Genomic DNA, 21711 nt, shown 5'->3' with positions numbered 1-21711 from the left:
GCAGCCGTCCGAAATCACCCGATGGGGCGCCCCCGGCCGGGGGCGCCCCATCGAGGCCCTGAGGGAAACGCGCGGCGGATCAGATGCCCGCGGCCGCCGACAGGTCCCGCTTGACGGCGTCCAGCAGTCCGGCCGCCTTCGCCCGCGCCTCCGGCAGCCCGGCGTGCGACGCGACCGGCACGACGACCTCCAGGTAGCACTTCAGCTTGGGCTCGGTGCCGCTCGGGCGGACGATGACCCGCGCGCCGTCCAGGGTGTAGCGCAGGCCGTCGGTGGGCGGCAGCTTGTCCGTGCCCCGGGTCAGGTCCTCGGCGCGGACGATCGCCAGGCCGGCCAGCTCGGTCGGCGGCTGCTCGCGCAGGCGGCGCATCGCGCTCGCGATGACCGACAGGTCCTCCACGCGCACCGACAGCTGGTCGGTGGCGTGCAGGCCGTGCTCCACGGCGAGGTCGTCGAGCAGGTCGAGGAGGGTGCGGCCCTCCTCCTTCAGCTGCGACGCCAGCTCCGTGATCAGCAGCGCGGCGGTGATGCCGTCCTTGTCGCGCACGCCCTCGGGGTCCACGCAGTAGCCGAGGGCCTCCTCGTAGCCGTAGCGCAGGCCGTCGACGCGGGCGATCCACTTGAAGCCGGTGAGGGTCTCCTCGTAGGGCAGGCCCGCCTTCTCGGCGATCCGGCCGAGCAGCGAGGAGGAGACGATCGACTCGGCGAAGGTGCCGGTCACGCCCCGGCGCACCAGGTGCGCGGCGAGCAGCGCGCCGACCTCGTCGCCGCGCAGCATCCGCCAGTCCGCGCCGTCCCGCACGGCGACGGCGCAGCGGTCGGCGTCCGGGTCGTTGGCGATCACCAGGTCGGGGCCGGTCTCGCGGGCCCTGGCGAACGCCAGGTCCATCGCGCCCGGCTCCTCCGGGTTGGGGAAGGCGACCGTCGGGAACTCCGGGTCCGGGTCCGCCTGCTCGGCGACCAGCACCGGCTCGGGGAAACCGGCCCGGGCGAACGCGGCCAGCAGGACGTCCTTCCCGACGCCGTGCATGGCCGTGTAGACCGTGCGGGCCGTGCGCGGGGAGCCGGCGGCGAGGACGGCGTCCGTGCGGGCCAGATAGGCCTCCAGGACGCTGTCGTCGAGCGTCTCCCAGCCCTCGGTGGGACGCGGGACGACCGTCAGGGACGGTACGGCCGCGATCTCGGCGGCGATCTCCGCGTCGGCCGGCGGCACGATCTGGGAGCCGTCGCCGAGGTAGACCTTGTAGCCGTTGTCGCGGGGCGGGTTGTGGCTGGCGGTGACCTCCACGCCCGCGACTGCGCCGAGGTGCCGTATGGCGAAGGCGAGGACGGGCGTCGGCAGCGGGCGGGGCAGGACCGCCGCGCGCAGGCCGGCGCCGGTCATCACGGCGGCCGTGTCGAGGGCGAAGTCGGCGGACTTGTGGCGGGCGTCGTAGCCGATGACGACCAGACCGCCCTCCTGGCCCTGCTTCTTCAGGTACGACGCGAGGCCCGCCGCCGCCCGGATGACGACCGTGCGGTTCATGCGCATCGGGCCGGCGCCCAGCTCACCACGGAGACCGGCGGTGCCGAACTGCAGGGTGCCGGAGAAACGGGCGGTCAGCTCCTTGACGTCGTCGGCCTCGATCAGCCGGGCGAGTTCCGCGCGGGTGTCCGGGTCGGGGTCCTCGGCCAGCCAGGCCTGGGCCCGGGCGATGACTTCGTCGTGCACGGTCGGTTCAGCCTCTCCTCGTCGGTATTCGGCGATGCGGTTTACAGCCGGTCCAGCACCTGCGCGAGCAGCGAGCCCATCCGGGCGGCGCTGTCGCGGCCGGCCTGGAGGACCTCCTCGTGGTTCAGCGGCTCGCCCGTCATGCCGGCGGCGAGGTTGGTCACCAGGGAGATGCCGAGCACCTCGGCGCCCGCCTCACGCGCGGCGATGGCCTCCAGCACGGTCGACATGCCGACCAGGTCGGCGCCGATCACGCGGGCCATGCGGATCTCGGCCGGGGTCTCGTAGTGCGGGCCGGGGAACTGGGCGTAGACGCCCTCCTCCAGCGTGGGGTCGACCTCCTTGCACAGCGCGCGCAGCCGCGGCGAGTACAGGTCGGTCAGGTCGACGAAGTTGGCGCCGACGATGGGGGAGGTGGCGGTGAGGTTGATGTGGTCGCTGATCAGCACCGGCTGGCCGGGGCGCATGCCCTCGCGCAGGCCGCCGCAGCCGTTGGTGAGCACCACGGTCTTGCAGCCGGCCGCGACCGCGGTGCGCACGCCGTGCGCGACGGCGGCGACGCCGCGACCCTCGTAGTAGTGGGTCCGGCCCAGGAAGACCAGGGCGCGCTTGGCGCCGATGCGGTACGAGCGGATCTTGCCGCCGTGGCCCTCGACCACCGGGGGCGGGAACCCGGGCAGCTCGGTGACCTGGAACTCGGCCTCGGGGGTGCCCAGCGCGTCCACGGCCGGGGCCCAGCCGGAGCCCATCACGAGGGCGACGTCGTGGGTCTCGGCGCCCGTCAGTTCGCGCAGGCGCGCGGCGGCGGCGTCGGCGGCGGCGTGCGGGTCGCCCTGGATGTCGTCCGGAAGAAGAGATGCGTTCACGGGGTCGAGGGTAGCCGAGCTTCGCCTACGCGCGTAGATGACAGAGCTGACGGGAACGGGATCGTTGTCTTGTCGTTTCCGACGAACCGCCCCCGCGCCCCGGCCGTGCGGCGCTCAGCAGGGCCGCTTGCGCAGCTCCATGACGTAGTCGTGCGGCGCCCCCGCCGACTCCGCCGCGTCGGCGATCTCGCCCAGGTAGCGCGCCGACGGAAGGCCGCCCTCGTAGCCGTTCAGGGCGTACGCCCAGGCCTGCTCCTCGCCGTCGAGCGTGTGCACCCGCAGCCGGACCCGGCGGTAGATGTCCAGTCCGACACCCTCCCAGCGGTCCAGCGCGTCCTCGTCCATCGGGGCGATGTCGTACAGCGCGACGAAGACCTGGGAGAGCGGGTCCTCGACGATCGTCGCCAGCGCGCCCTCCCAGCCCATGTGCTCGCCCCCGAAGGTCAGCCGCCACCCGTTCAGCCAGCCGGTGGCGCGCAGCGGCGAGTGCGGGGCGCGACGGGACATCAACCGCGCGTCGAGGTTGCCGGCGTACGCGGCGTAGAGCGACATGCCGGAAGGGTACGGCAGCCGGAACTCACGCCACCCCTGTCCCCGGTGGTCCCCTTTGTAACGGACACACCACGCCCGCGCCCCCGGGGCGGTACCACCTTGAACGGTGCGGGACAATGGAGTACGTGACTCGGATCGTGATCATCGGTGGCGGACCCGGCGGATACGAAGCGGCCCTGGTGGCCGCTCAGCTCGGCGCGGAGGTGACCGTCGTCGACTGCGACGGTCTGGGCGGAGCGTCGGTGCTGACCGACTGCGTGCCGTCGAAGACCCTTATCGCTACGGCCGAGGTGATGACCACCTTCGACTCCTCGTACGAGGAGCTGGGGATCATCGTCGCCGACGACACCCCGCCCCTGGAGCAGAGCGCCCGTGTGGTCGGCGTCGACCTCGGCAAGGTCAACCGGCGTGTCAAGCGCCTCGCGCTCGCCCAGTCGCACGACATCACCGCCTCCGTCACCCGGGCCGGCGCCCGCGTCCTGCGCGGCCGCGGCCGGCTGGAGGGCATGCAGGCCCTCGACGGCTCCCGCAAGGTCGTCGTCACCGCCGCCGACGGCACCGAGGAGACCCTCACCGCCGACGCCGTGCTCATCGCCACCGGCGGTCACCCCCGCGAGCTGCCCGACGCCCAGCCGGACGGCGAGCGCATCCTGAACTGGACCCAGGTCTACGACCTCACCGAGCTGCCCGAAGAGCTGATCGTGGTCGGTTCCGGCGTCACCGGCGCCGAGTTCGCCGGCGCCTACCAGGCCCTCGGCTCCCGCGTCACCCTCGTCTCCTCCCGCGACCGCGTGCTGCCCGGCGAGGACCCGGACGCCGCGGCCGTCCTGGAGGACGTCTTCCGCCGCCGCGGCATGAACGTCATGGCCCGCTCCCGCGCCTCCGCCGCCAAGCGGGTCGGCGACCGCGTCGAGGTCACCCTCGCCGACGGCCGGGTCATCACCGGCTCCCACTGCCTGATGGCGGTCGGCGCGATCCCGAACTCCGCGGGCCTCGGCCTGGAGGAGGCCGGCGTCAAGCTGCGCGAGTCCGGCCACATCTGGACCGACAAGGTCTCCCGCACGACCGCCCCGGGCGTGTACGCGGCCGGTGACGTGACCGGCGTCTTCGCCCTCGCGTCCGTCGCCGCCATGCAGGGACGTATCGCCATGTACCACTTCCTCGGCGACGCGGTGGCCCCCCTCAACCTCAAGACGGTCTCCTCCAACGTCTTCACCGACCCCGAGATCGCCACCGTCGGCTACACGCAGGCCGACGTGGACGCGGGGAAGATCGACGCCCGCGTGGTGAAGCTGCCGCTGCTGCGCAACCCGCGCGCCAAGATGCAGGGCATCCGGGACGGCTTCGTCAAGATCTTCTGCCGGCCGGGCACCGGGATCGTCGTCGGCGGTGTGGTCGTCGCGCCGCGCGCCTCGGAACTGATCCACCCCATCTCGATCGCGGTCGACAACAATCTGACGGTCGAGCAGATCGCCAACGCGTTCACGGTCTACCCGTCCCTCTCGGGCTCGATCGCCGAGGTGGCCCGGCAGCTGCACACCCGCAAGGCGGGCGCGGAGGCCTAGGTCAGCGCCCTCATGGACGCTCACGGACGCTCGCGGCCGGAATCGACTCCCCGTCCGTCACGGGGAGTCGCCGCCCATGCGATTGGCATAGGCGGCGGGGGTAGGCCTCTATACCACCTTCCGCCGCCTTGTGCGAACAACTTCGTTTAATCGGCGCATACTGCTGAAACCAGACGGTCGCCCGCGTTACTGTCAGTTTCGTGTTCGCTGCAGAACGTCGCCAATTGATCCTCGAAATGGTGCGAGCGAACGGTGCCGTGTCGCTCCGTGAGCTCGCCCGCGTCGTCCAGACCTCCGAAGTGACCGTACGGCGGGACGTGCGTGCACTGGAGGCCGAAGGACTCCTCGACCGCCGGCACGGCGGTGCGGTACTGCCGGGCGGTTTCACGCGGGAGTCCGGCTTTCCGCAGAAGTCCCATCTCGCGACCGCCGAGAAGACGGCCATCGCCGACCTCGCCGCCAGCTTCGTCGAAGAGGGCGAGGCCATCGTGGTCGGTGCGGGAACCACCACCCAAGAGCTGGCCCGCCGGCTCGCCCGGGTGCCCGGCCTCACCGTCGTCACCAACTCGCTGCTGGTGGCCCAGGCGCTGGCGCACGCCAACCGGGTGGAGGTGGTGATGACCGGCGGCACGCTGCGGGGCTCAAACTACGCCCTGGTCGGCAGCGGCGCCGAGCAGTCCCTGCAGGGGCTGCGCGTGTCGAGGGCCTTCCTGTCGGGCAGCGGACTGACCGCCGAACGCGGCCTGTCCACCTCCAACATGCTCTCGGCCTCCGTCGACCGCGCCCTGGTGCAGGCCGCCGCCGAGGTCGTGGTCCTCGCCGACCACACCAAGCTCGGCACGGACACCATGTTCCAGACCGTGCCGACGGACCTCATCACCCGCCTCGTCACCGACGAGCCGCCGGCCCACGACGACCGCGCCGCCACCGAACTCCAGGCCCTCGCCGACCAGGGGGTGCAGATCGCCGTGGCCGGGGCGAGCGGCAACCAGGGGGGTGACGACGTCCCGGCGCGCCGCCAGCAGCGCCGGGACGTACCGCTCCCCGCGCCGCGCCGGCAGATGCCCTTGCGCTCCGCGAACGCCTTCGGCGAGCAGGCGGGGACGCAGGAGCGGGCGGCGCGGGTGGCCGACCTGAGGCGGCGTTAGCCTGCCGGCTCGGGTTTGCTCTGCCTGCTCGGGGCGCCTGGTCGCCGTAGGGCTTCAGGCGTGTGCGCGGGGGCCGGCTCGTCGGGGCTGAACGCGCAGTTCCCCGCGCCCTTCGAGACGGGCACGGGGAACGGATGCTGCGAGGACTGTCGTCAGTCCTTGATCTCGCAGATGGCGGCGCCGGAGGTGAGGGAGGCGCCGACCTCGGCGGACAGGCCCTTGATGGTGCCGGACTTGTGCGCGTTGAGGGGCTGTTCCATCTTCATGGCCTCCAGGACGACGATCAGGTCGCCCTCCTTGACCTCCTGGCCCTCCTCCACCGCGATCTTCACGATGGTGCCCTGCATCGGCGAGGTCAGGGTGTCGCCCGAGGCGACCGGGCCGGACTTCTTCGCCGCGCGCCGCTTGGGCTTGGCGCCCGCGGCCAGGCCGGTACGGGCCAGGCTCATGCCCAGGCTGGAGGGCAGGGAGACCTCAAGACGCTTGCCGCCGACCTCGACGACGACGGTCTCACGGCCCGCCTCCTCCTCCGCCTCGGCATCGGCCGGGGCGGCGAAGGGCTTGATGTCGTTGACGAACTCCGTCTCGATCCACCGGGTGTGGACCGTGAACGGGTCGGCCGACCCGGTCAGCTCCGGCGCGAAGGCGGGGTCCTTCACGACCGCGCGGTGGAAGGGGATGGCGGTGGCCATGCCCTCGACCTGGAACTCCTCCAGCGCACGGGCGGCGCGCTGCAGGGCCTCCTTGCGGGTGCGGCCGGTCACGATCAGCTTGGCCAGCAGCGAGTCCCAGGCCGGGCCGATCACGCTGCCCGACTCCACACCGGCGTCCAGGCGCACACCCGGACCCGAGGGGGCGTCGAAGCGGGTGACCGTGCCGGGGGCGGGCAGGAAGTTGCGGCCGGGGTCCTCGCCGTTGATGCGGAACTCGAAGGAGTGCCCGCGCAGGACGGGGTCGTCGTAGCCGAGTTCCTCGCCGTCGGCGATGCGGAACATCTCCCGCACCAGGTCGATGCCGGCGACCTCCTCGGTGACCGGGTGCTCGACCTGCAGGCGGGTGTTGACCTCCAGGAAGGAGATCGTGCCGTCCAGGCCGACGAGGAACTCCACCGTGCCGGCGCCGACGTAGCCGGCCTCCTTCAGGATCGCCTTCGACGCCCGGTACAGCTCGGCGACCTGCTCCTCGTTCAAAAACGGCGCCGGCGCCTCCTCGACCAGCTTCTGGTGGCGGCGCTGCAGCGAGCAGTCACGGGTGGAGACGACGACGACGTTGCCGTGCTTGTCCGCCAGGCACTGCGTCTCCACGTGACGGGGCTTGTCGAGGTAGCGCTCGACGAAGCACTCCCCGCGCCCGAACGCGGCGACCGCCTCACGCACGGCGGAGTCGTACAGCTCGGGGACTTCCTCCAGGGTGCGGGCGACCTTCAGACCGCGGCCGCCGCCACCGAAGGCGGCCTTGATCGCGATGGGCAGGCCGTGCTCCTTGGCGAACGCGACGACCTCGTCGGCGCCGGAGACCGGGTCCGGGGTGCCGGCCACCAGGGGGGCGCCGGCACGCTGGGCGATGTGCCGGGCGGCGACCTTGTCCCCCAGGTCGCGGATGGCCTGCGGGGGCGGGCCGATCCAGATCAGACCCGCGTCGATGACCGCCTGCGCGAACTCCGCGTTCTCGGAGAGGAAGCCGTAACCGGGGTGGACGGCGTCCGCCCCCGACTCCCGGGCGGCATTCAGGATCTTGTCGATGACCAGATAACTGGTGGCCGGAGTGTCACCGCCCAGGGCGAACGCCTCATCCGCGGCGCGGACATGCAGAGCGTCCCGGTCCGGGTCGGCGTAGACGGCCACGCTCGCGATCCCGGCGTCCCGGCAGGCCCGGGCCACGCGGACAGCGATTTCGCCACGGTTGGCGATGAGCACCTTGCGCACGATTGAGGCTCCCTCCTTGAAACAAGCCGAGTTTAGGGACTGCCGACACGGCACTTCGACCCGTCCCCAATGGTGAGCTTGCCCACACGGAGCGTGATGCGGGGCTCGCTCGACCCGCGAAATCCCTTGTCGCACCTCGGTACGCAGGACTCCTCCGGGAAACCCTAGCCCTCCCGTGTGGTCAAGGTCTCTGTGAGAGCGTGCCGCGCGCCACTCGGATTCTTTGTCGAGTCCCTACGAATGGCCCAATGATTCTTTGCCGGCGACCCAGCTCTTGTCCCCTGGTTTACCCTCCCCCAAGCTCTGACGAGCAGGGGGCGCCCCCATGTAGCGTTCGCGCTGTCTCGAACGTACTTGGGGTAACGCGAGCCTCGCCGAGGCCGCGGTCGGAAGTGGGTGGAGAGCGTGGTGCGCAGACCGGTGGCGTGGGTCGTGACGGTGGTGCTCTTCGCCGAGGCCTTCGGGATCGCGGCCGTCAACTGGTTCCTCGGGGTGGTCGCCGACCGGCAGCAGATGTCCCTCGCCGGCATCGATCCGGATGTCATGGCCACGTCGTCAAAGATCGGCGGGGTCGTCTTCGGCCTGTACTTCGCCCTGTGCGGCCTGGTGGCCCTCCTGGTCGCCGTCCGCGACCGCGCCCCGGCCGGCCTCGGCCGCATCCTGCTGATCAGCGCGGCGGTCGTGCACGGCCTGCTGGGCGCCTTCGCCTGGGGGCTGGTGGGCTGGACCGCCTTCCTGTTCATGATGGCGGTCCTGGGGCTGATCGTGCTGCTGCTGATGACGTACGACGGCCAGGGCGCCGCCGCCGCTTCCGGGCCGGCCGCCCCGCACGAGGACCCGGCGAACGGCACGTCGGCGGGCGGTGCCGAGCCGCAGGCGGCCGGGGGCGCCTGAGGCCCCCCGCGCCGCCCTGGGAAGGGGCCTCAGGCCTCTTCCGCCGGGGTCCACAACTCCGTGATGCCGATGCCCAGTTCGGCCAGCAGACGGCGCAGCAGGGGCAGGCTCAGGCCGATCACGTTGCCGTGGTCGCCGTCGATGCCGTCGATGAACGGGGCCGAGCGGCCGTCCAGCGTGAAGGCGCCGGCGACGTAGAGGGGCTCGCCGGTGGCGACGTACGCGGCGATCTCCTCGTCGGTGGGCTCGCCGAAGCGGACGACGGTGGAGGCGGTGCCGGAGGCGTACCGGCCGCTGACCGTGTCGTACACGCAGTGGCCCGTCTGCAGCGTGCCGGCCCGGCCGCGCATCGCCTTCCAGCGGGCGGTGGCCTCCTCGGCGTCGGCGGGCTTGCCGAGGGCCTCGCCGTCCAGGTCGAGCACCGAGTCGCAGCCGATCACGATCGCGCCCTTGACCTCGGGCTTCGCGGCCACGACGGAGGCCTTGGCCTCGGCGAGGGCGAGGGCCAGGTCGGCCGGGGTGGGGGCGGAGACGGCGTCCTCGTCGACCCCGCTGACGATCACCTCGGGGTCGAAGCCTGCCTGGCGGAGCAGCCCGAGCCGGGCGGGGGACTGGGAGGCGAGCACGAGTCGCCTGCGGCGCTGAGCAGTCATGCGGTCAGGTTAGTCACCCGGGCGGGGCGGCTCACCTCGGTCCCCGGGCCGCCCTCACCGCACTCCCAGGACGAGCATCGCCAGCAGCATGGCCACGGCCATGAGGAGACCGAGCCGCCGCAGCATCTCCTGCATGTCGCGCAGTTCCTTGGGCGGCTCGTTCTCGGGGTCGGACCACAGCATGCCCCTAGCGTGGGGCTGAGCCGTTGTGGGGCGCCTGAGTACGCGTACCTAATTAGGCGCCCCACGTTTCAGCTCTGTGCGCGGTTCCCCGCGCCCTCTGAAGGGGGGCTTCCCCTAGCTCGGCCAATAAGTGCGGGACCAGGACGCCTGGCCCGGGCTCGGCACGCGGGCCGAGGCGATCCGGGCCGGGTCGGACCACGCGTCCCTCGGGCCCTCCGCGCCGGACGGCGTGGCGGCCGCCGCCGCGGCGCGGGCCCTGACCACCGCCAGAGCGGCGGCCAGCTCCTCCGGGGTCGGGTTTCCCCTTACGACCTTGATCGTCACAGCGGCTCCTTACAGGGGGATGTTGCCGTGCTTCTTCGGAGGCAGGGATTCCCGCTTCGTGCGCAGCTGACGCAGGCCGCGGACGATGTGGGCGCGGGTGTCGGACGGCATGATCACCGCGTCGACGTAGCCGCGCTCGGCCGCGACGTAGGGGTTGAGGAGGGTGTCCTCGTACTCCTGGATCAGCCGGGCGCGCACCGCCTCCAGGTCCTCGCCGCTCGCCTCCGCCTCGGCGAGGGTGCGCCGGTGCAGGATGTTGACCGCGCCCTGCGCGCCCATGACGGCGATCTGGGCGGTGGGCCAGGCCAGGTTGAGGTCGGCGCCCAGGTGCTTGGAGCCCATGACGTCGTAGGCGCCGCCGAAGGCCTTGCGGGTGATGACGGTGATCAGCGGGACGGTGGCCTCGGCGTAGGCGTAGATCAGCTTGGCGCCGCGGCGGATGATGCCCTCGTGCTCCTGGCCGACGCCGGGCAGGAAGCCGGGCACGTCGACGAAGGTCAGCACCGGGACGTTGAAGGCGTCGCAGGTCCGCACGAAGCGGGCGGCCTTCTCCGAGGCGGCGATGTCCAGGCAGCCCGCGAACTGCATCGGCTGGTTGGCGACCACGCCCACCGGGCGGCCCTCGACCCGGCCGAAGCCGGTGAGGATGTTCGGCGCGAACAGCGCCTGCGTCTCGAAGAACTCGGCGTCGTCCAGGACGTGCTCGATCACCGTGTGCATGTCGTACGGCTGGTTCGCGCTGTCCGGGATGATCGCGTCCAGCTCGCGGTCCTCGTCGGTGACCGTGAGGTCGGCCTCCTCGGCGAAGACCGGCGGCTCGGAGAGGTTGTTGGACGGCAGGTACGACAGCAGCTGCTTGACGTACTCGATAGCGTCCTTCTCGTCCCCGGCCATGTGGTGGGCGACACCGGAGGTGGAGTTGTGGGCGCGGGCGCCGCCCAGCTCCTCGAAGCCCACGTCCTCGCCGGTGACCGTCTTGATGACGTCCGGGCCGGTGATGAACATGTGGCTGGTCTGGTCGACCATGACCGTGAAGTCGGTGATCGCGGGGGAGTACACCGCGCCGCCCGCGCACGGGCCGACGATCAGCGAGATCTGCGGGATGACGCCGGAGGCGTGGGTGTTGCGGCGGAAGATCTCGCCGTAGGCGCCGAGCGAGGCCACACCCTCCTGGATGCGGGCGCCGCCGGAGTCGTTGATGCCGATGACCGGGCAGCCGGTCTTCAGCGCGAAGTCCATCACCTTGACGATCTTCTGGCCGTAGACCTCGCCGAGCGCACCGCCGAAGACGGTGAAGTCCTGCGAGAACACGGCCACCGGGCGGCCGTCGACCGTGCCGTAGCCGGTGACGACGCCGTCGCCGTAGGGGCGGTTCTTCTCCAGGCCGAAGTTGGTGGAGCGGTGCCGGGCGAACTCGTCCAGCTCGACGAAGGACCCTTCGTCGAGCAGCAGTTCGATGCGCTCACGGGCCGTCAGCTTGCCCTTGGCGTGCTGCTTCTCCACGGCGCGGGCGGAGCCGGCGTGTGTCGCCTCCTCGATGCGGCGCTGGAGATCCGCGAGCTTGCCCGCGGTCGTGTGAATGTCGATCTCTTCCGGCTCGGACATCGGGATGCGGCTCCCTGCCTGCTCAAAAGGGGGGACGGTTACTCATCCGTAGCGTAGTGGTGCCTCCCCGCGACAGCAGTGCGGTGTTTACCACACCTAGGGTGGCTTGCATGACGCCGCGAGATGCCTCAGGAGACAACCGCTGGTCCGACCTCGACCGGCCGCCCCTCAACGCCACCGCCCTGCGGCGCGGCCTGTTGCGCGAGGGAGGCCTGTGGTCGGAGGTGGACGTCGTGCAGAACACCGGCTCCACCAACACCGATCTGGTCGCCCGGGCCGCCGCGGGCAAGGCGGCCGAGGGCGCGGTCCTCGTCGCCGAGGAACAGTCGGCCGGGCGCGGCCGCCTGGACCGCCGGTGGACGGCGCCGCCCCGCTCGGGCCTGTTCTTCTCCGTGCTGCTGCGGCCCGCCGAGGTCCCGGTGGACCGCTGGGGCTGGCTGCCGCTGCTGACCGGCGTCGCGGTGGCGACCGGCCTGTCCCGGGCCGCCGGGGTCGACACCTCACTGAAATGGCCCAACGACCTGCTGGTCACCGTGGGCGGCGAGGAACGCAAGGCCGGCGGCATCCTCGCCGAGCGGGCCGGCGACGGCGGCGTGGTCATCGGCGTCGGCGTCAACGTCACCCTCCGGGAGGACGAGCTTCCGGTGCCGCAGGCGGGCTCCCTGGCCCTCGCCGACGCGATCAGCACCGACCGGGACCCGCTGCTGCGGGCCGTCCTGCGCTCCCTGGAGGACTGGTACGGCCGCTGGCGGGCGGCCGGGGGAGACGCGGCCGCGTGCGGCCTCCAGGAGACGTACGCGGCGGGATGCGCCACGCTGGGACGGACGGTGCGGGCCATGCTGCCGGGCGACCGGTCGATCGTCGGGGAGGCGGTGGCGGTGGACGGCGACGGCCGCCTGGTGATCGCGACGAAGGAGGGCGTGCAGGAGCCGGTGGGGGCGGGCGACATCGTGCACCTGAGGCCGGCGTGATCCCGGGCGCCCGGCCCGGCCCCACCTGACGGAGTGAGCTGGCGCACACCTGCCGTACAGTTGAGGCCGGTCGATACCTGACCGCGATAGATCGGAAGGGCAGCAGGCGTGACCGTCGACGACAGGGGGGACCCCGACCCCCACGCCACGGACTCCGGCGAGGATCCGCTCGCCCTGCGCCTGGAGCAGCTCATCCTCGGCGCCGAGCGGCGCTACACCCCCTTCCAGGCGGCCCGCAGCGCCGGTGTCTCCATGGAGCTGGCGTCCCGTTTCTGGCGGGCCATGGGCTTCGCCGACATCGGTCAGGCCAGGGCGCTGACGGAGGCCGACGTGCTGGCGCTGCGCCGGCTCGCCGGTCTGGTGGAGGCGGGGCTGCTCAGCGAGGCCATGGCGGTGCAGGTGGCGCGGTCGACGGGGCAGACCACCGCCCGTCTGGCGGAGTGGCAGATCGACTCCTTCCTGGAGGGGCTGACCGAGCCGCCGGAGCCGGGCATGACCCGCACCGAGGTGACGTACCCGATCGTCGAGCTGCTCCTGCCCGAACTGGAGGAGTTCCTCGTCTACGTCTGGCGCCGCCAGCTCGCCGCCTCGGCGGGCCGGGTCGTGCAGGCCGCCGACGACGAGGAGATGGTCGACCGGCGTCTTGCCGTGGCCTTCGCCGACCTGGTGGGCTTCACCCGGCTGACCCGCCGGATGGAGGAGGAGGAACTGGGCGAGCTGGTCGAGGCCTTCGAGACCACCGCCGCCGACCTGGTCGCCGCGCGGGGCGGCCGGCTCATCAAGACCCTCGGCGACGAGGTGCTGTACGCGGCGGACGACGCCGGTACGGCCGCGGAGATCGCGCTGCGGCTGATAGAGACGATGGCGAACGACGAGACGATGCCGGAGCTGCGGGTCGGGATGGCGTTCGGCACGGTGACGACCCGGATGGGCGACGTGTTCGGCACGACCGTCAACCTCGCCTCCCGGCTGACCTCCATTGCGCCCCGGGACGCCGTCCTGGTCGACAGCGCCTTCGCCGAGGAGCTGATCCGCACCGGTGACGCCCCGGCCTCGGAGGCGGAGGCCGCCGAGGCCGCGGCCGCCGCGGAGAAGGAGGGCGAGGAGCCGCCGGCGTACCGCTTCGCGCTCCAGCCGATGTGGCAGCGGCCGGTCCGTGGCCTGGGCGTGGTGGAACCGTGGCTGCTGAGCCGCCGGGAGGGCACGCCCTAGGCGGTGTCACGCCGATCATGCCGGGCTCCCGGCGCCCTGGGGTGTCGCGTCACCCCAGGTCGAGGCACAGGTTCAGGATCGGCACGCAGAGCCCGGGGTCGTCGGGCTCGGCCGGCGGCGGTGTGGGTGTCGGCGCCGGCTGGGACGGCTGCGGCGGACGCGGTGCCGGTGCGGTGGTGGGCGCCGACGAGGTCTGCGGCGCCGGGGCCGAGCGGGACGGCGTGCCGGCGGGGGCGGTCGAGGCCCTGTCCGCCGCGGACGCCCCGGCGGGCGTGGACGCGGTCGCGGATCCGGGTCCGGGCACGGGTACCGGCCCGGCCGACGAGGCCGTGGCGGCGCTCGGCGCGGGCAGCGGGCTCCCCGTGCCCATGACGTCCGTCGCGGACGGGCTGGCCTTCGGCGCGGGGGCGGCCGGGACCGCGGTGGACCGCCCGGTGGGGTGCTCCTCACCGGTCCGATGCCGCGGCTCGGCCTCCGCGGTGCCGAGCCCGGGCACCCCGGTCTCGGGAGCGAGCCTTACGAGACTCAGGGCCCCGGCGGCCAGCACCAGGCTCCCGGCGACCAGAACGACTGTGCGCGGACGACGGCGCCGGTGACGCCCGCGGGGGCGCTCGTCGACGGAATCGGCGCGGTCCGCGCTCCCTGTGGTGTCCGTCCCCGTTCCCTGCTGGATGTCGTTCATGGTCAGGCCTCCCCATGCGCTCGCGCCCCCCGTGCGCCGTGGCGCGCAGGCTATGCGCTCCCACGGGGGGAGGACCGGGAGTCGGCGGGAATGTCACTCGAACGAGTAAGCGGGGGCGGGCGGAGAGGTTCCCCCTTCCCTCCGTCCGGGGCGGCTGCGATGATCGGGGCGAATGCCGATTGTTAACCCGCGTTAACCGGGAGGGTGTCATGAGCGAGGAGCGGTTCGGGGAGTTCGTGCTGGTGCGGCGGCACGAGCAGGGGCATGTCGCGGAGCTCGCCCTCGACCGGCCCAAGGCCATGAACGCCGTCTCCACGGAGATGGCCCGCTCGATCGGCGCCGCGTGTGCCGCGCTCGGCGCCGACCGGGACGTACGGGTGGTGGTCGTGACGTCGACCCACGAGCGCGCGTTCTGCGTGGGCGCCGACCTCAAGGAGCGGAACTCCTTCAGCGACGCCGACCTGGTCCGGCAGCGCCCGGTGGCGCGGGGCGCGTACACGGGAGTATTGGAACTGCCGATGCCGACGATCGCGGCGGTGCACGGCTTCGCGCTGGGCGGCGGCTTCGAGCTGGCGCTGTCCTGCGACCTGATCGTCGCCGACGCCACGGCGGTCGTGGGCCTGCCGGAGGTGTCCGTCGGGGTCATCCCGGGCGGCGGCGGTACGCAGCTGCTGCCGCGGCGGGTCGGCGCGGCCCGCGCGGCCGAGCTGATCTTCACGGCCCGCCGGCTGGAGGCGCCGGAGGCGCGGGAACTGGGTCTGATCGACCAGCTGGTCGACGCCGGCCGGGACCGCGAGGAGGCCCTCGCCCTGGCCGCCCGTATCGCCGGCAACTCCCCGGTCGGCCTGCGCGCCGCCAAGCGCGCCCTGCGCCTCGGTCACGGCCTCGACCTGAAGGCCGGCCTGGAGGTGGAGGACGCGGCCTGGCGGTCGGTGGCCTTCTCCGGCGACCGCGCGGAGGGCGTGGCCGCCTTCAACGAGAAGCGCAAGCCGGAGTGGCCGGGGGAGTAGGCCGGTACCGGAGAGATGCGAAGGGCCCCGGCGGAAGGTGTTCCGCCGGGGCCCACAGCTCTCGGAGCAGGCCGGGTCAGTCCGTGCCCGACTCCATCGCCGCGCGGTCCAGGGCCGTCTCCTCCTCGTCCGCGGCCTCGCCGCGGGAGGCGATGGCCTCGGCGCCGCCCTCGGGCATGGCGCCGATCAGGCCGGTGGAGGCCGCCTGGGCGGCGCCGATCGGGGTCGGGTGGGCGGTGCCGACGAGGCCGAGGCCGACGTACTGCTCCAGGCGGGCGCGAGAGTCGGCGATGTCCAGGTTCCGCATGGTCAGCTGGCCGATCCGGTCGACCGGGCCGAAGGCGGAGTCCTCGGTGCGCTCCATGGACAGCTTGTCCGGGTGGTAGCTGAGCGCCGGGCCGGTCGTGTCGAGGATCGAGTAGTCCTCGCCGCGCCGCAGCCGCAGCGTGACCTCGCCGGTGATCGCGGCGCCGACCCAGCGCTGCAGCGACTCGCGCACCATCAGCGCCTGCGGGTCCAGCCAGCGGCCCTCGTAGAGCAGCCGGCCGAGGCGGCGGCCCTCGGTGTGGTACGCGGCGACCGTGTCCTCGTTGTGGATGGCGTTCACCAGCCGCTCGTAGGCGATGTGCAGCAGCGCCATGCCCGGCGCCTCGTAGATGCCGCGGCTCTTCGCCTCGATGATCCGGTTCTCGATCTGGTCGGACATGCCCAGGCCGTGGCGGCCGCCGATCGCGTTGGCCTCCATGACGAGGTCGACCGCGGAGGCGAACTCCTTGCCGTTGATGGTGACCGGGCGGCCCTGGTCGAAGCCGACCGTGACGTCCTCGGTGTCGATCTCCACCGCCGGGTCCCAGAACCGGACGCCCATGATGGGGTCGACGGTCTCGATGCCGGTGTCCAGGTGCTCCAGGGTCTTGGCCTCGTGCGTGGCGCCCCAGATGTTGGCGTCCGTGGAGTACGCCTTCTCGGTCGGGTCCCGGTAGGGCAGCCCGTGCGAGAGCAGCCACTCCGACATCTCCTTGCGGCCGCCCAGCTCGCTCACGAAGTCCGCGTCCAGCCAGGGCTTGTAGATCCTGAGGTGCGGGTTGGCGAGCAGGCCGTAGCGGTAGAACCGCTCGATGTCGTTGCCCTTGAACGTGGAGCCGTCGCCCCAGATCTGGACCCCGTCCTCCATCATCGCGCGCACCAGCAGCGTGCCGGTGACGGCCCGGCCGAGCGGCGTGGTGTTGAAGTACGCCCTCCCGCCGGACTTGATGTGGAACGCGCCGCAGGCGAGCGCGGCCAGGCCTTCCTCGACCAGCGCCGCCCTGCAGTCGACGAGGCGGGCGATCTCGGCGCCGTACGCGGTGGCACGGCCGGGCACGGACGCGATGTCGGGCTCGTCGTACTGGCCGATGTCAGCGGTGTACGTGCACGGGACGGCGCCCTTGTCGCGCATCCACGCGACGGCGACCGAGGTGTCGAGGCCGCCGGAGAAGGCGATGCCGACCCGCTCGCCGGTGGGGAGGGAGGTGAGGACCTTGGACATAGCAAGAGTATGCATCACTATGCATGATCATGCAACACGGGTTCGGTGTGGTCCCGGGCATACGCCCACCACGGCCTCCGGCATACGCCGAAGGCGGCCACCCCGAGGGGCGGCCGCCTTCATGCGAAGCGAGGGGGCTCAGATCGCCGAGCCCGCCTTCCACTGGGCCCAGTCCATGTTCCAGCCGTTGTAGCCGTTGTCCGGCGAGACCGTCTTGTCGCCGGTGTTCGACACCACGACCACGTCACCGACGATGGAGTGGTCGTAGAACCAGGCGGCCGGGGTGTTCGGGTCGTCCGCGCCCTGCTTGTCCTGCAGGCCGACGCAGCCGTGGCTGGTGTTGACGTTGCCGAAGACCGACGGGGCGCCCCAGTAGTTGCCGTGGATGAAGGTGCCGGAGGTGGTCAGGCGCATGGCGTGCGGCACGTCCTTGATGTCGTACTCGCCCTTGCCGTCGTCGTCGGTGAAGCCGACCGTCGCGCCGTTCATCCGGGTCTCCTTGAACTTCTCGGAGATCACCATCTGGCCCTCGTACGTCTTGTTGTCGGGCGAGCCGGCGGAGATCGGGATGGTCTTGACGACCTGTCCGTCCTGCGTCACCTTCATCTGCTTGGTCTTCGCGTCGACGTAGGAGACCTGGTTGCGGCCGATGTGGAAGGTGACCGTCTTCTGCTGGACGCCGAAGACACCCTGGGCGCCCTCGACACCGTCGAGCGCGAGCTTCAGCGTGACGGTGGAGTTCTCCTTCCAGTAGTCCTGCGGACGGCAGTCCATGCGGTTGGTGTTGAACCAGTGGCAGACGACCTCCTGGCCGCTGCTGGAGGTGACGGTGACGCCCTTCTGGACGGCGGCCTTGTTGGTGATGGCCTTGTCGAAGTTGATCGACACCGGCATGCCCACGCCGACCGTGGAGCCGTCCTCGGGGGTGAAGCTGCCTATGAAGCTGTTCGCGGGGGAGACCGTCGTGAACGACGCGTTCTCGTGCGCCACGCGGCCGTCGGCGTCCGTGGCCTCCGCGGCCACCTTGTAGGTGGTCGAGCGCTCCAGCTGGACGGTCGGCTTCCAGCTCAGCTTGTCCGCCGACAGCTCACCCGCGACGGCCTTGCCGTCGGCGGTCGTCATCGTCACGGAGGAGAGCGTGCCCTTGGCCACCGTGACCGTGGCGGAGTTGTTGATGGAGGCGTTGGTCGAGCCGTCCGCCGGTGTGATCTTGATCTGGGCCTCGGAGGTCTTCTGGGCCGCCGCCTCGTCGACCTTGGACTGCGAGGTGTCGGTGCCGTTGTCCGAGGAGGCGTCGTCGCCGCCGGAACACGCCGTCAGCACCAGCACACCGCCGAGCAGTGCGGACGCGGCCACCAGGCCCCTGCGCCGCTTGCTGTCCCTCATCACACGCTTCTCCATCGTTGCCGAATCCACAAAACCCCGAGAGTCCCCCGACGAGATCTTCAACGCTACGACCGGTTCTTCCCGTTCCCCAGCCCCGTGCGTGTGGGGCTTGCCACGTCCGGCCCGTCCCGATCACCGTTCGAGCGCCCCTTGAGACGACGGAACCCCGGGCGGCGGTTGCCGTCCGGGGTCACGAATTCCCCAAGACCGTCAGCCGATGCCGTCCGCGCCGCGCTCGTCGTACGGGTCCTCGCTCGTTTCCCCGTCATCATCCTCGTCGAGGTCCCACTCCGGCGAATCGGGGTCGTAGTCGATCTGCTCGCTCGTCCAGGACGCCTGCTGGAGCTCGACCCCGGGCACCTCACTGACCAGGTCGAACGGATCCACGAGATAGGCGAGGGCCTCGGCCGTGTCTTCCGTCACAGCGCTCTGCGCGTGCGCGCGCTCCGCGTCCGGCATCCCCGACTCGGAGGCGATACGGCGCAACGCCGCTTTGGTCACCGCGTCCTTATCCTCGACCTCCAGGACCAACTCCACGCGAAGGCGGACAAATCGTGATGCTTCAGGAGTGCTCATGGCGTGAGCGTACGGCCGGGCGCTCCCATAACTTTCCCGCGACCCGCGGCTTTCATTAGCATCCCCCCACACGGCCAATTCGCCAGCGCTACAAGGGGATCGATATTCCGTGTCATCCGCTCGCCGTCCGTTGCTGACCGCCACCGCCGCGGCGACCCTGCTGGGCGCCCTGTGGTTCGTTCCGTCCGCCAACGCGACCCAGGACAACGGGGCGAGAGAGCAGTCCACGGCGACCGCGACCGCCCAGGCCAGGGCCGTGTCCCTGGCCGCCGACACCACCGCCGCCGACACCGCTGCCGACACCGCCGCGGGCACCGCCGTGGACGGGGTGGAGGAGACCCGCCTCGCCGACACCGGCAGCTTCGACAGCACGCCGTACGTCGTCGGCGGCACCCTCTTCCTGGCGGTGGGCGCGGGGTTCGTGGTTTATTCCGTTCGCCGGGAACGTCTGGGTTTTTGAACTGACTTGACGTTCCTTTGACGGAAACCTCATAGTCCGCTCATGAAGAGATCAACGGGCGTGCGGATGTGCGCCACCGCAGCTGTCGGCGCGCTGTCCCTCGCCCTTGTCACGGGGTGCTCCAGCGAGAGCGACAAGAAGACCGACGACACCAAGGCCTCCGGCTCGGCGTCCGCCTCCGCCGCGGCCCCCGCCGCCACCGCCAAGGCGCTGGCCAAGCCGGAGCTGGAGAAGCTGCTGCTGACCCAGGCCGAGGTGAAGGGGTACCGCGTCGACGACGGCGACGACACCCTGCCGAAGTCCAAGGCCGAGGTGAAGACCGACAAGCCGGCCTGCGACCCGCTGGCGTGGTCGACGGCGGGCCTGGCCCCGGGCGACAAGGACGTCAGCGCGAGCAACACCATCGCCGCGGAGCCCAAGGACGGCGCCAAGGACCTCGAGAGCGCCCTCCAGGTCGAGATGACCTTCGTGGGTCTGTCGTCGTACGACGGTGACGGCGCCGAGAAGGCGATGAAGGCCGTCTCCGACGGCGTGAAGGCCTGCTCGGGCGGCTACCGCCTGACCTCCGAGGCGGAGCAGGACGGCAAGGTCACCAAGGTGACCGCCGACCAGGGCTCCGCCCAGGGCGACGAGACGGTCGCGTTCACCCAGTCCGTCGACATGGACGGCCAGGGCACGGCCCAGTTCCGTACCGAGGTCGTGCGCAAGGGCAACACCGTCGCCACGTTCTACACGGTCAACTTCGCCGACTTCGGCGCCACGAAGGCCGCCGAGATCCCGGCCGCCGTGGTCCAGGCGCAGCTCGCCAAGATCAAGTAAGCGTCCGTCAGGCGCGCCTGACGCACGGACAGGGGGGCCCTGCCGATCCCGGCAGGGCCCCCCTGTCGCATGCCTTACTGGAGCGGGCCGGTGACGGCCTCCGCCGCCGCGACCAGCCGTCCCTCGCGCACGAACGCGTCCGCCGCCGCGAGGTCGGGCGCCAGGAACCGGTCCGGGCCCGGGCCCTGCACCCCGGCGGCCCGTACGGCCTCGATGACGGCCTGCGAGGCGGGGGCCGGGCTGAGGCCCTCGCGCAGTTCGATCGCGCGCGTGGCGGCGTACAGCTCGACGGCGATCACCCGGGTGAGGTTGTCGACGGCCGTGCGCAGCTTGCGCGCCGCCGACCAGCCCATGGAGACGTGGTCCTCCTGCATCGCCGAGGACGGGATGGAGTCCGCCGACGCGGGGACCGCCAGCCGCTTCATCTCGCTGACCAGCGCGGCCTGCGTGTACTGGGCGATCATCAGGCCCGAGTCCACGCCGGCGTCGTCCGCGAGGAACGGCGGCAGGCCGTGGCTGCGGTTCTTGTCCAGCAACCGGTCGGTGCGCCGCTCCGCGATGGAGGCGAGGTCGGCGGCGGCGATGGCGAGGAAGTCCAGCACGTAGGCGACCGGGGCGCCGTGGAAGTTGCCGTTGGACTCCACCCGCCCGTCGGGCAGCACCACCGGGTTGTCGACGGCCGAGGCCAGCTCGCGGTCGGCGACCAGACGGGCGTGGGCCATGGTGTCGCGGCCGGCGCCGGCGACCTGCGGGGCGCAGCGCACCGAGTAGGCGTCCTGGACGCGCGGGGCGTCGTCCTGGTGGTGCCCGGTCAGGCCGGAGCCCTTCAGCACGGCGAGCATGTTGGCCGCGGCGGCGCCCTGGCCCGGGTGCGGCCGGATGGCGTGCAGCTCGGGGGCGAGCACCTTCTCCGTGCCGAGCAGCGCCTCCAGGGAGAGGGCCGCGGTGATGTCGGCGGACTTGTAGAGGGTGTCGAGGTCGGCGAGGGCCATCACCAGCATGCCGAGCATGCCGTCGGTGCCGTTCAGGAGCGCCAGGCCCTCCTTCTCGCGCAGCTCGACCGGCTCGATGCCGTGCTCGGCGAGCAGCTCGGCGGCGGGCCGCACGGTCCCGTCGGGGCCCTCCGCCTCACCCTCGCCCATCAGGGTCAGGGCGCAGTGGGAGAGCGGTGCCAGGTCGCCGGAGCAGCCGAGGGAGCCGTACTCGTGGACGACGGGCGTGATGCCGGCGTTCAGCAGGTCGGCCATGGTCTGCGCGACCTCGGGGCGGACACCGGTGTGGCCCGAGCAGACGGTCTTCAGACGCAGGAACATCAGGGCCCGGACGACCTCCCGCTCCACGCGTGGGCCCATGCCGGCGGCGTGCGAGCGGACGATGTTGCGCTGGAGCTGGGTGCGCAGCTCCTGGCTGATGTGCCGGGTGGCCAGGGCGCCGAAGCCGGTGGAGACGCCGTAGACGGGGTCGGGCTTGGCCGCCAGCGCGTCCACGATCTCGCGGGCCGCGGCCAGGGCCGCGACCGCCTCCCCGGCCAGCTCGACGCGGGCGCCGTCACGCGCCACCGCGAGAACGTCGGACGCGGTCACCCCGGACGTCCCCACCACCACAGTGTGCATATCCATATTCAGGAGCGTACGCAGTGAA

At 71.9% G+C, this 21711-nt stretch carries 21 protein-coding genes; 8 read left to right on the top strand and 13 right to left on the bottom strand.

All coding sequences use genetic code 11. The annotated features are described in order from the left end of the window. Positions 1–79: 79 nt before the first annotated feature. The 3 genes from IE308_RS18705 to IE308_RS18695 form a co-directional block, all read right to left on the bottom strand. Positions 80–1711 (bottom strand): phospho-sugar mutase, encoded by a 1632-nt coding sequence (locus tag IE308_RS18705; RefSeq protein WP_190218779.1) that lies wholly within the window; start codon positions 1709–1711, stop codon positions 80–82. 41 nt (positions 1712–1752) lie between these two features. After that, entirely contained in the window at positions 1753–2577 is an 825-nt protein-coding gene (locus tag IE308_RS18700) for a purine-nucleoside phosphorylase (RefSeq protein WP_110630010.1), read from the bottom strand. Between the two features lie 114 nt (positions 2578–2691). Continuing rightward, positions 2692–3129: a gamma-glutamylcyclotransferase family protein gene (locus IE308_RS18695; protein WP_110630011.1), complete on the bottom strand. Its 438-nt coding sequence runs from the start codon at positions 3127–3129 to the stop codon at positions 2692–2694. Between the two features lie 116 nt (positions 3130–3245). Here IE308_RS18695 and IE308_RS18690 point away from each other — a divergent pair, with 116 nt between their 5' ends. Next, entirely contained in the window at positions 3246–4694 is a 1449-nt protein-coding gene (locus IE308_RS18690) for an NAD(P)H-quinone dehydrogenase (RefSeq protein WP_110630012.1), read from the top strand. Between the two features lie 200 nt (positions 4695–4894). After that, positions 4895–5842, top strand: a complete 948-nt coding sequence (locus tag IE308_RS18685; RefSeq protein ID WP_110630013.1) for a DeoR/GlpR family DNA-binding transcription regulator — start codon at positions 4895–4897, stop codon at positions 5840–5842. Between the two features lie 152 nt (positions 5843–5994). Here the strand turns inward: IE308_RS18685 and IE308_RS18680 are convergent, their stop codons facing one another. Then, entirely contained in the window at positions 5995–7767 is a 1773-nt protein-coding gene (locus IE308_RS18680; RefSeq protein WP_190218778.1) for an acetyl/propionyl/methylcrotonyl-CoA carboxylase subunit alpha, read from the bottom strand. Between the two features lie 405 nt (positions 7768–8172). On the opposite strand from IE308_RS18680, the gene IE308_RS18675 reads away from it, so the two are divergent. Beyond that, positions 8173–8661 carry a hypothetical protein gene (locus tag IE308_RS18675; RefSeq protein WP_190218777.1) on the top strand — a complete coding sequence of 163 codons (489 nt, stop codon included), beginning with the start codon at positions 8173–8175 and terminating at the stop codon, positions 8659–8661. A 29-nt stretch (positions 8662–8690) separates the two neighbouring features. Here the strand turns inward: IE308_RS18675 and IE308_RS18670 are convergent, their stop codons facing one another. From IE308_RS18670 to IE308_RS18660, 4 genes are all read right to left on the bottom strand, one after another. Then, positions 8691–9314, bottom strand: a complete 624-nt coding sequence (locus tag IE308_RS18670; RefSeq protein WP_110630016.1) for a nucleoside triphosphate pyrophosphatase — start codon at positions 9312–9314, stop codon at positions 8691–8693. 54 nt (positions 9315–9368) lie between these two features. Continuing rightward, complete coding sequence (gene mmpB, locus IE308_RS37240) at positions 9369–9497, bottom strand: morphogenic membrane protein MmpB (RefSeq protein WP_268256483.1); 129 nt, start codon at positions 9495–9497, stop codon at positions 9369–9371. A gap of 114 nt (positions 9498–9611) precedes the next feature. Next, complete coding sequence (locus IE308_RS18665) at positions 9612–9821, bottom strand: acyl-CoA carboxylase epsilon subunit (RefSeq protein WP_110630017.1); 210 nt, start codon at positions 9819–9821, stop codon at positions 9612–9614. A gap of 9 nt (positions 9822–9830) precedes the next feature. Continuing rightward, positions 9831–11426, bottom strand: a complete 1596-nt coding sequence (locus IE308_RS18660; protein WP_110630018.1) for an acyl-CoA carboxylase subunit beta — start codon at positions 11424–11426, stop codon at positions 9831–9833. Between the two features lie 110 nt (positions 11427–11536). On the opposite strand from IE308_RS18660, the gene IE308_RS18655 reads away from it, so the two are divergent. Further along, a complete protein-coding gene (locus IE308_RS18655) occupies positions 11537–12397 on the top strand; it encodes a biotin--[acetyl-CoA-carboxylase] ligase (RefSeq protein WP_190218776.1) in 861 nt (286 codons plus the stop codon). Positions 12398–12505: 108 nt separating this feature from the next. Continuing rightward, positions 12506–13609, top strand: coding sequence for an adenylate/guanylate cyclase domain-containing protein (locus IE308_RS18650; protein ID WP_190218775.1), 1104 nt, complete (start codon positions 12506–12508; stop codon positions 13607–13609). Positions 13610–13658: 49 nt separating this feature from the next. Here the strand turns inward: IE308_RS18650 and IE308_RS18645 are convergent, their stop codons facing one another. Further along, positions 13659–14291, bottom strand: coding sequence for a hypothetical protein (locus IE308_RS18645; protein ID WP_190218774.1), 633 nt, complete (start codon positions 14289–14291; stop codon positions 13659–13661). Positions 14292–14500: 209 nt separating this feature from the next. Here IE308_RS18645 and IE308_RS18640 point away from each other — a divergent pair, with 209 nt between their 5' ends. Next, entirely contained in the window at positions 14501–15301 is an 801-nt protein-coding gene (locus IE308_RS18640) for an enoyl-CoA hydratase/isomerase family protein (RefSeq protein ID WP_110630022.1), read from the top strand. 76 nt (positions 15302–15377) lie between these two features. On the opposite strand, the gene argG is transcribed toward IE308_RS18640, so the two are convergent. The 3 genes from argG to IE308_RS18625 all read right to left on the bottom strand — a co-directional run bounded on the left by argG (position 15378) and on the right by IE308_RS18625 (position 18791). Beyond that, a complete protein-coding gene (gene argG, locus IE308_RS18635) occupies positions 15378–16829 on the bottom strand; it encodes an argininosuccinate synthase (RefSeq protein WP_190218773.1) in 1452 nt (483 codons plus the stop codon). 138 nt (positions 16830–16967) lie between these two features. Beyond that, positions 16968–18215 (bottom strand): L,D-transpeptidase, encoded by a 1248-nt coding sequence (locus tag IE308_RS18630; protein ID WP_190218772.1) that lies wholly within the window; start codon positions 18213–18215, stop codon positions 16968–16970. 210 nt (positions 18216–18425) lie between these two features. Beyond that, on the bottom strand, positions 18426–18791 hold the full coding sequence (locus IE308_RS18625) for a hypothetical protein (RefSeq protein WP_229908928.1): 366 nt from the start codon (positions 18789–18791) through the stop codon (positions 18426–18428). Positions 18792–18900: 109 nt separating this feature from the next. On the opposite strand from IE308_RS18625, the gene IE308_RS18620 reads away from it, so the two are divergent. Next, positions 18901–19251 carry a hypothetical protein gene (locus IE308_RS18620; protein ID WP_190218771.1) on the top strand — a complete coding sequence of 117 codons (351 nt, stop codon included), beginning with the start codon at positions 18901–18903 and terminating at the stop codon, positions 19249–19251. A gap of 42 nt (positions 19252–19293) precedes the next feature. Then, on the top strand, positions 19294–20070 hold the full coding sequence (locus IE308_RS18615) for a hypothetical protein (RefSeq protein ID WP_110630024.1): 777 nt from the start codon (positions 19294–19296) through the stop codon (positions 20068–20070). A 74-nt stretch (positions 20071–20144) separates the two neighbouring features. On the opposite strand, the gene hutH is transcribed toward IE308_RS18615, so the two are convergent. Beyond that, positions 20145–21683: a histidine ammonia-lyase gene (gene hutH / locus IE308_RS18610; RefSeq protein ID WP_190218860.1), complete on the bottom strand. Its 1539-nt coding sequence runs from the start codon at positions 21681–21683 to the stop codon at positions 20145–20147. Positions 21684–21711 lie beyond the last annotated feature (28 nt).

Source organism: Streptomyces griseosporeus (assembly GCF_014656055.1).
Classification (GTDB): Bacteria; Actinomycetota; Actinomycetes; order Streptomycetales; family Streptomycetaceae; genus Streptomyces; species Streptomyces griseosporeus.
Note: the sequence above shows the minus strand (reverse complement) of the source record. Positions and strands in the feature narration are given on the sequence as shown.

Bases quoted from the DNA above. Each gene is read 5' to 3' on its own strand.
- IE308_RS18695 (WP_110630011.1), bottom strand. From the start codon at position 3,129: ATGTCGCTCTACGCCGCGTACGCCGGCAACCTCGACGCGCGGTTGATG.
- IE308_RS18690 (WP_110630012.1), top strand. From the start codon at position 3,246: ATGGAGTACGTGACTCGGATCGTGATCATCGGTGGCGGACCCGGCGGA.
- IE308_RS18670 (WP_110630016.1), bottom strand. From the start codon at position 9,314: ATGACTGCTCAGCGCCGCAGGCGACTCGTGCTCGCCTCCCAGTCCCCC.
- mmpB (WP_268256483.1), bottom strand. From the start codon at position 9,497: ATGCTGTGGTCCGACCCCGAGAACGAGCCGCCCAAGGAACTGCGCGAC.
- IE308_RS18660 (WP_110630018.1), bottom strand. From the start codon at position 11,426: ATGTCCGAGCCGGAAGAGATCGACATTCACACGACCGCGGGCAAGCTC.
- IE308_RS18655 (WP_190218776.1), top strand. From the start codon at position 11,537: ATGACGCCGCGAGATGCCTCAGGAGACAACCGCTGGTCCGACCTCGAC.
- IE308_RS18645 (WP_190218774.1), bottom strand. From the start codon at position 14,291: ATGAACGACATCCAGCAGGGAACGGGGACGGACACCACAGGGAGCGCG.
- IE308_RS18640 (WP_110630022.1), top strand. From the start codon at position 14,501: ATGAGCGAGGAGCGGTTCGGGGAGTTCGTGCTGGTGCGGCGGCACGAG.
- argG (WP_190218773.1), bottom strand. From the start codon at position 16,829: ATGTCCAAGGTCCTCACCTCCCTCCCCACCGGCGAGCGGGTCGGCATC.
- IE308_RS18630 (WP_190218772.1), bottom strand. From the start codon at position 18,215: ATGAGGGACAGCAAGCGGCGCAGGGGCCTGGTGGCCGCGTCCGCACTG.
- IE308_RS18625 (WP_229908928.1), bottom strand. From the start codon at position 18,791: ATGAGCACTCCTGAAGCATCACGATTTGTCCGCCTTCGCGTGGAGTTG.
- IE308_RS18615 (WP_110630024.1), top strand. From the start codon at position 19,294: ATGAAGAGATCAACGGGCGTGCGGATGTGCGCCACCGCAGCTGTCGGC.
- hutH (WP_190218860.1), bottom strand. From the start codon at position 21,683: ATGCACACTGTGGTGGTGGGGACGTCCGGGGTGACCGCGTCCGACGTT.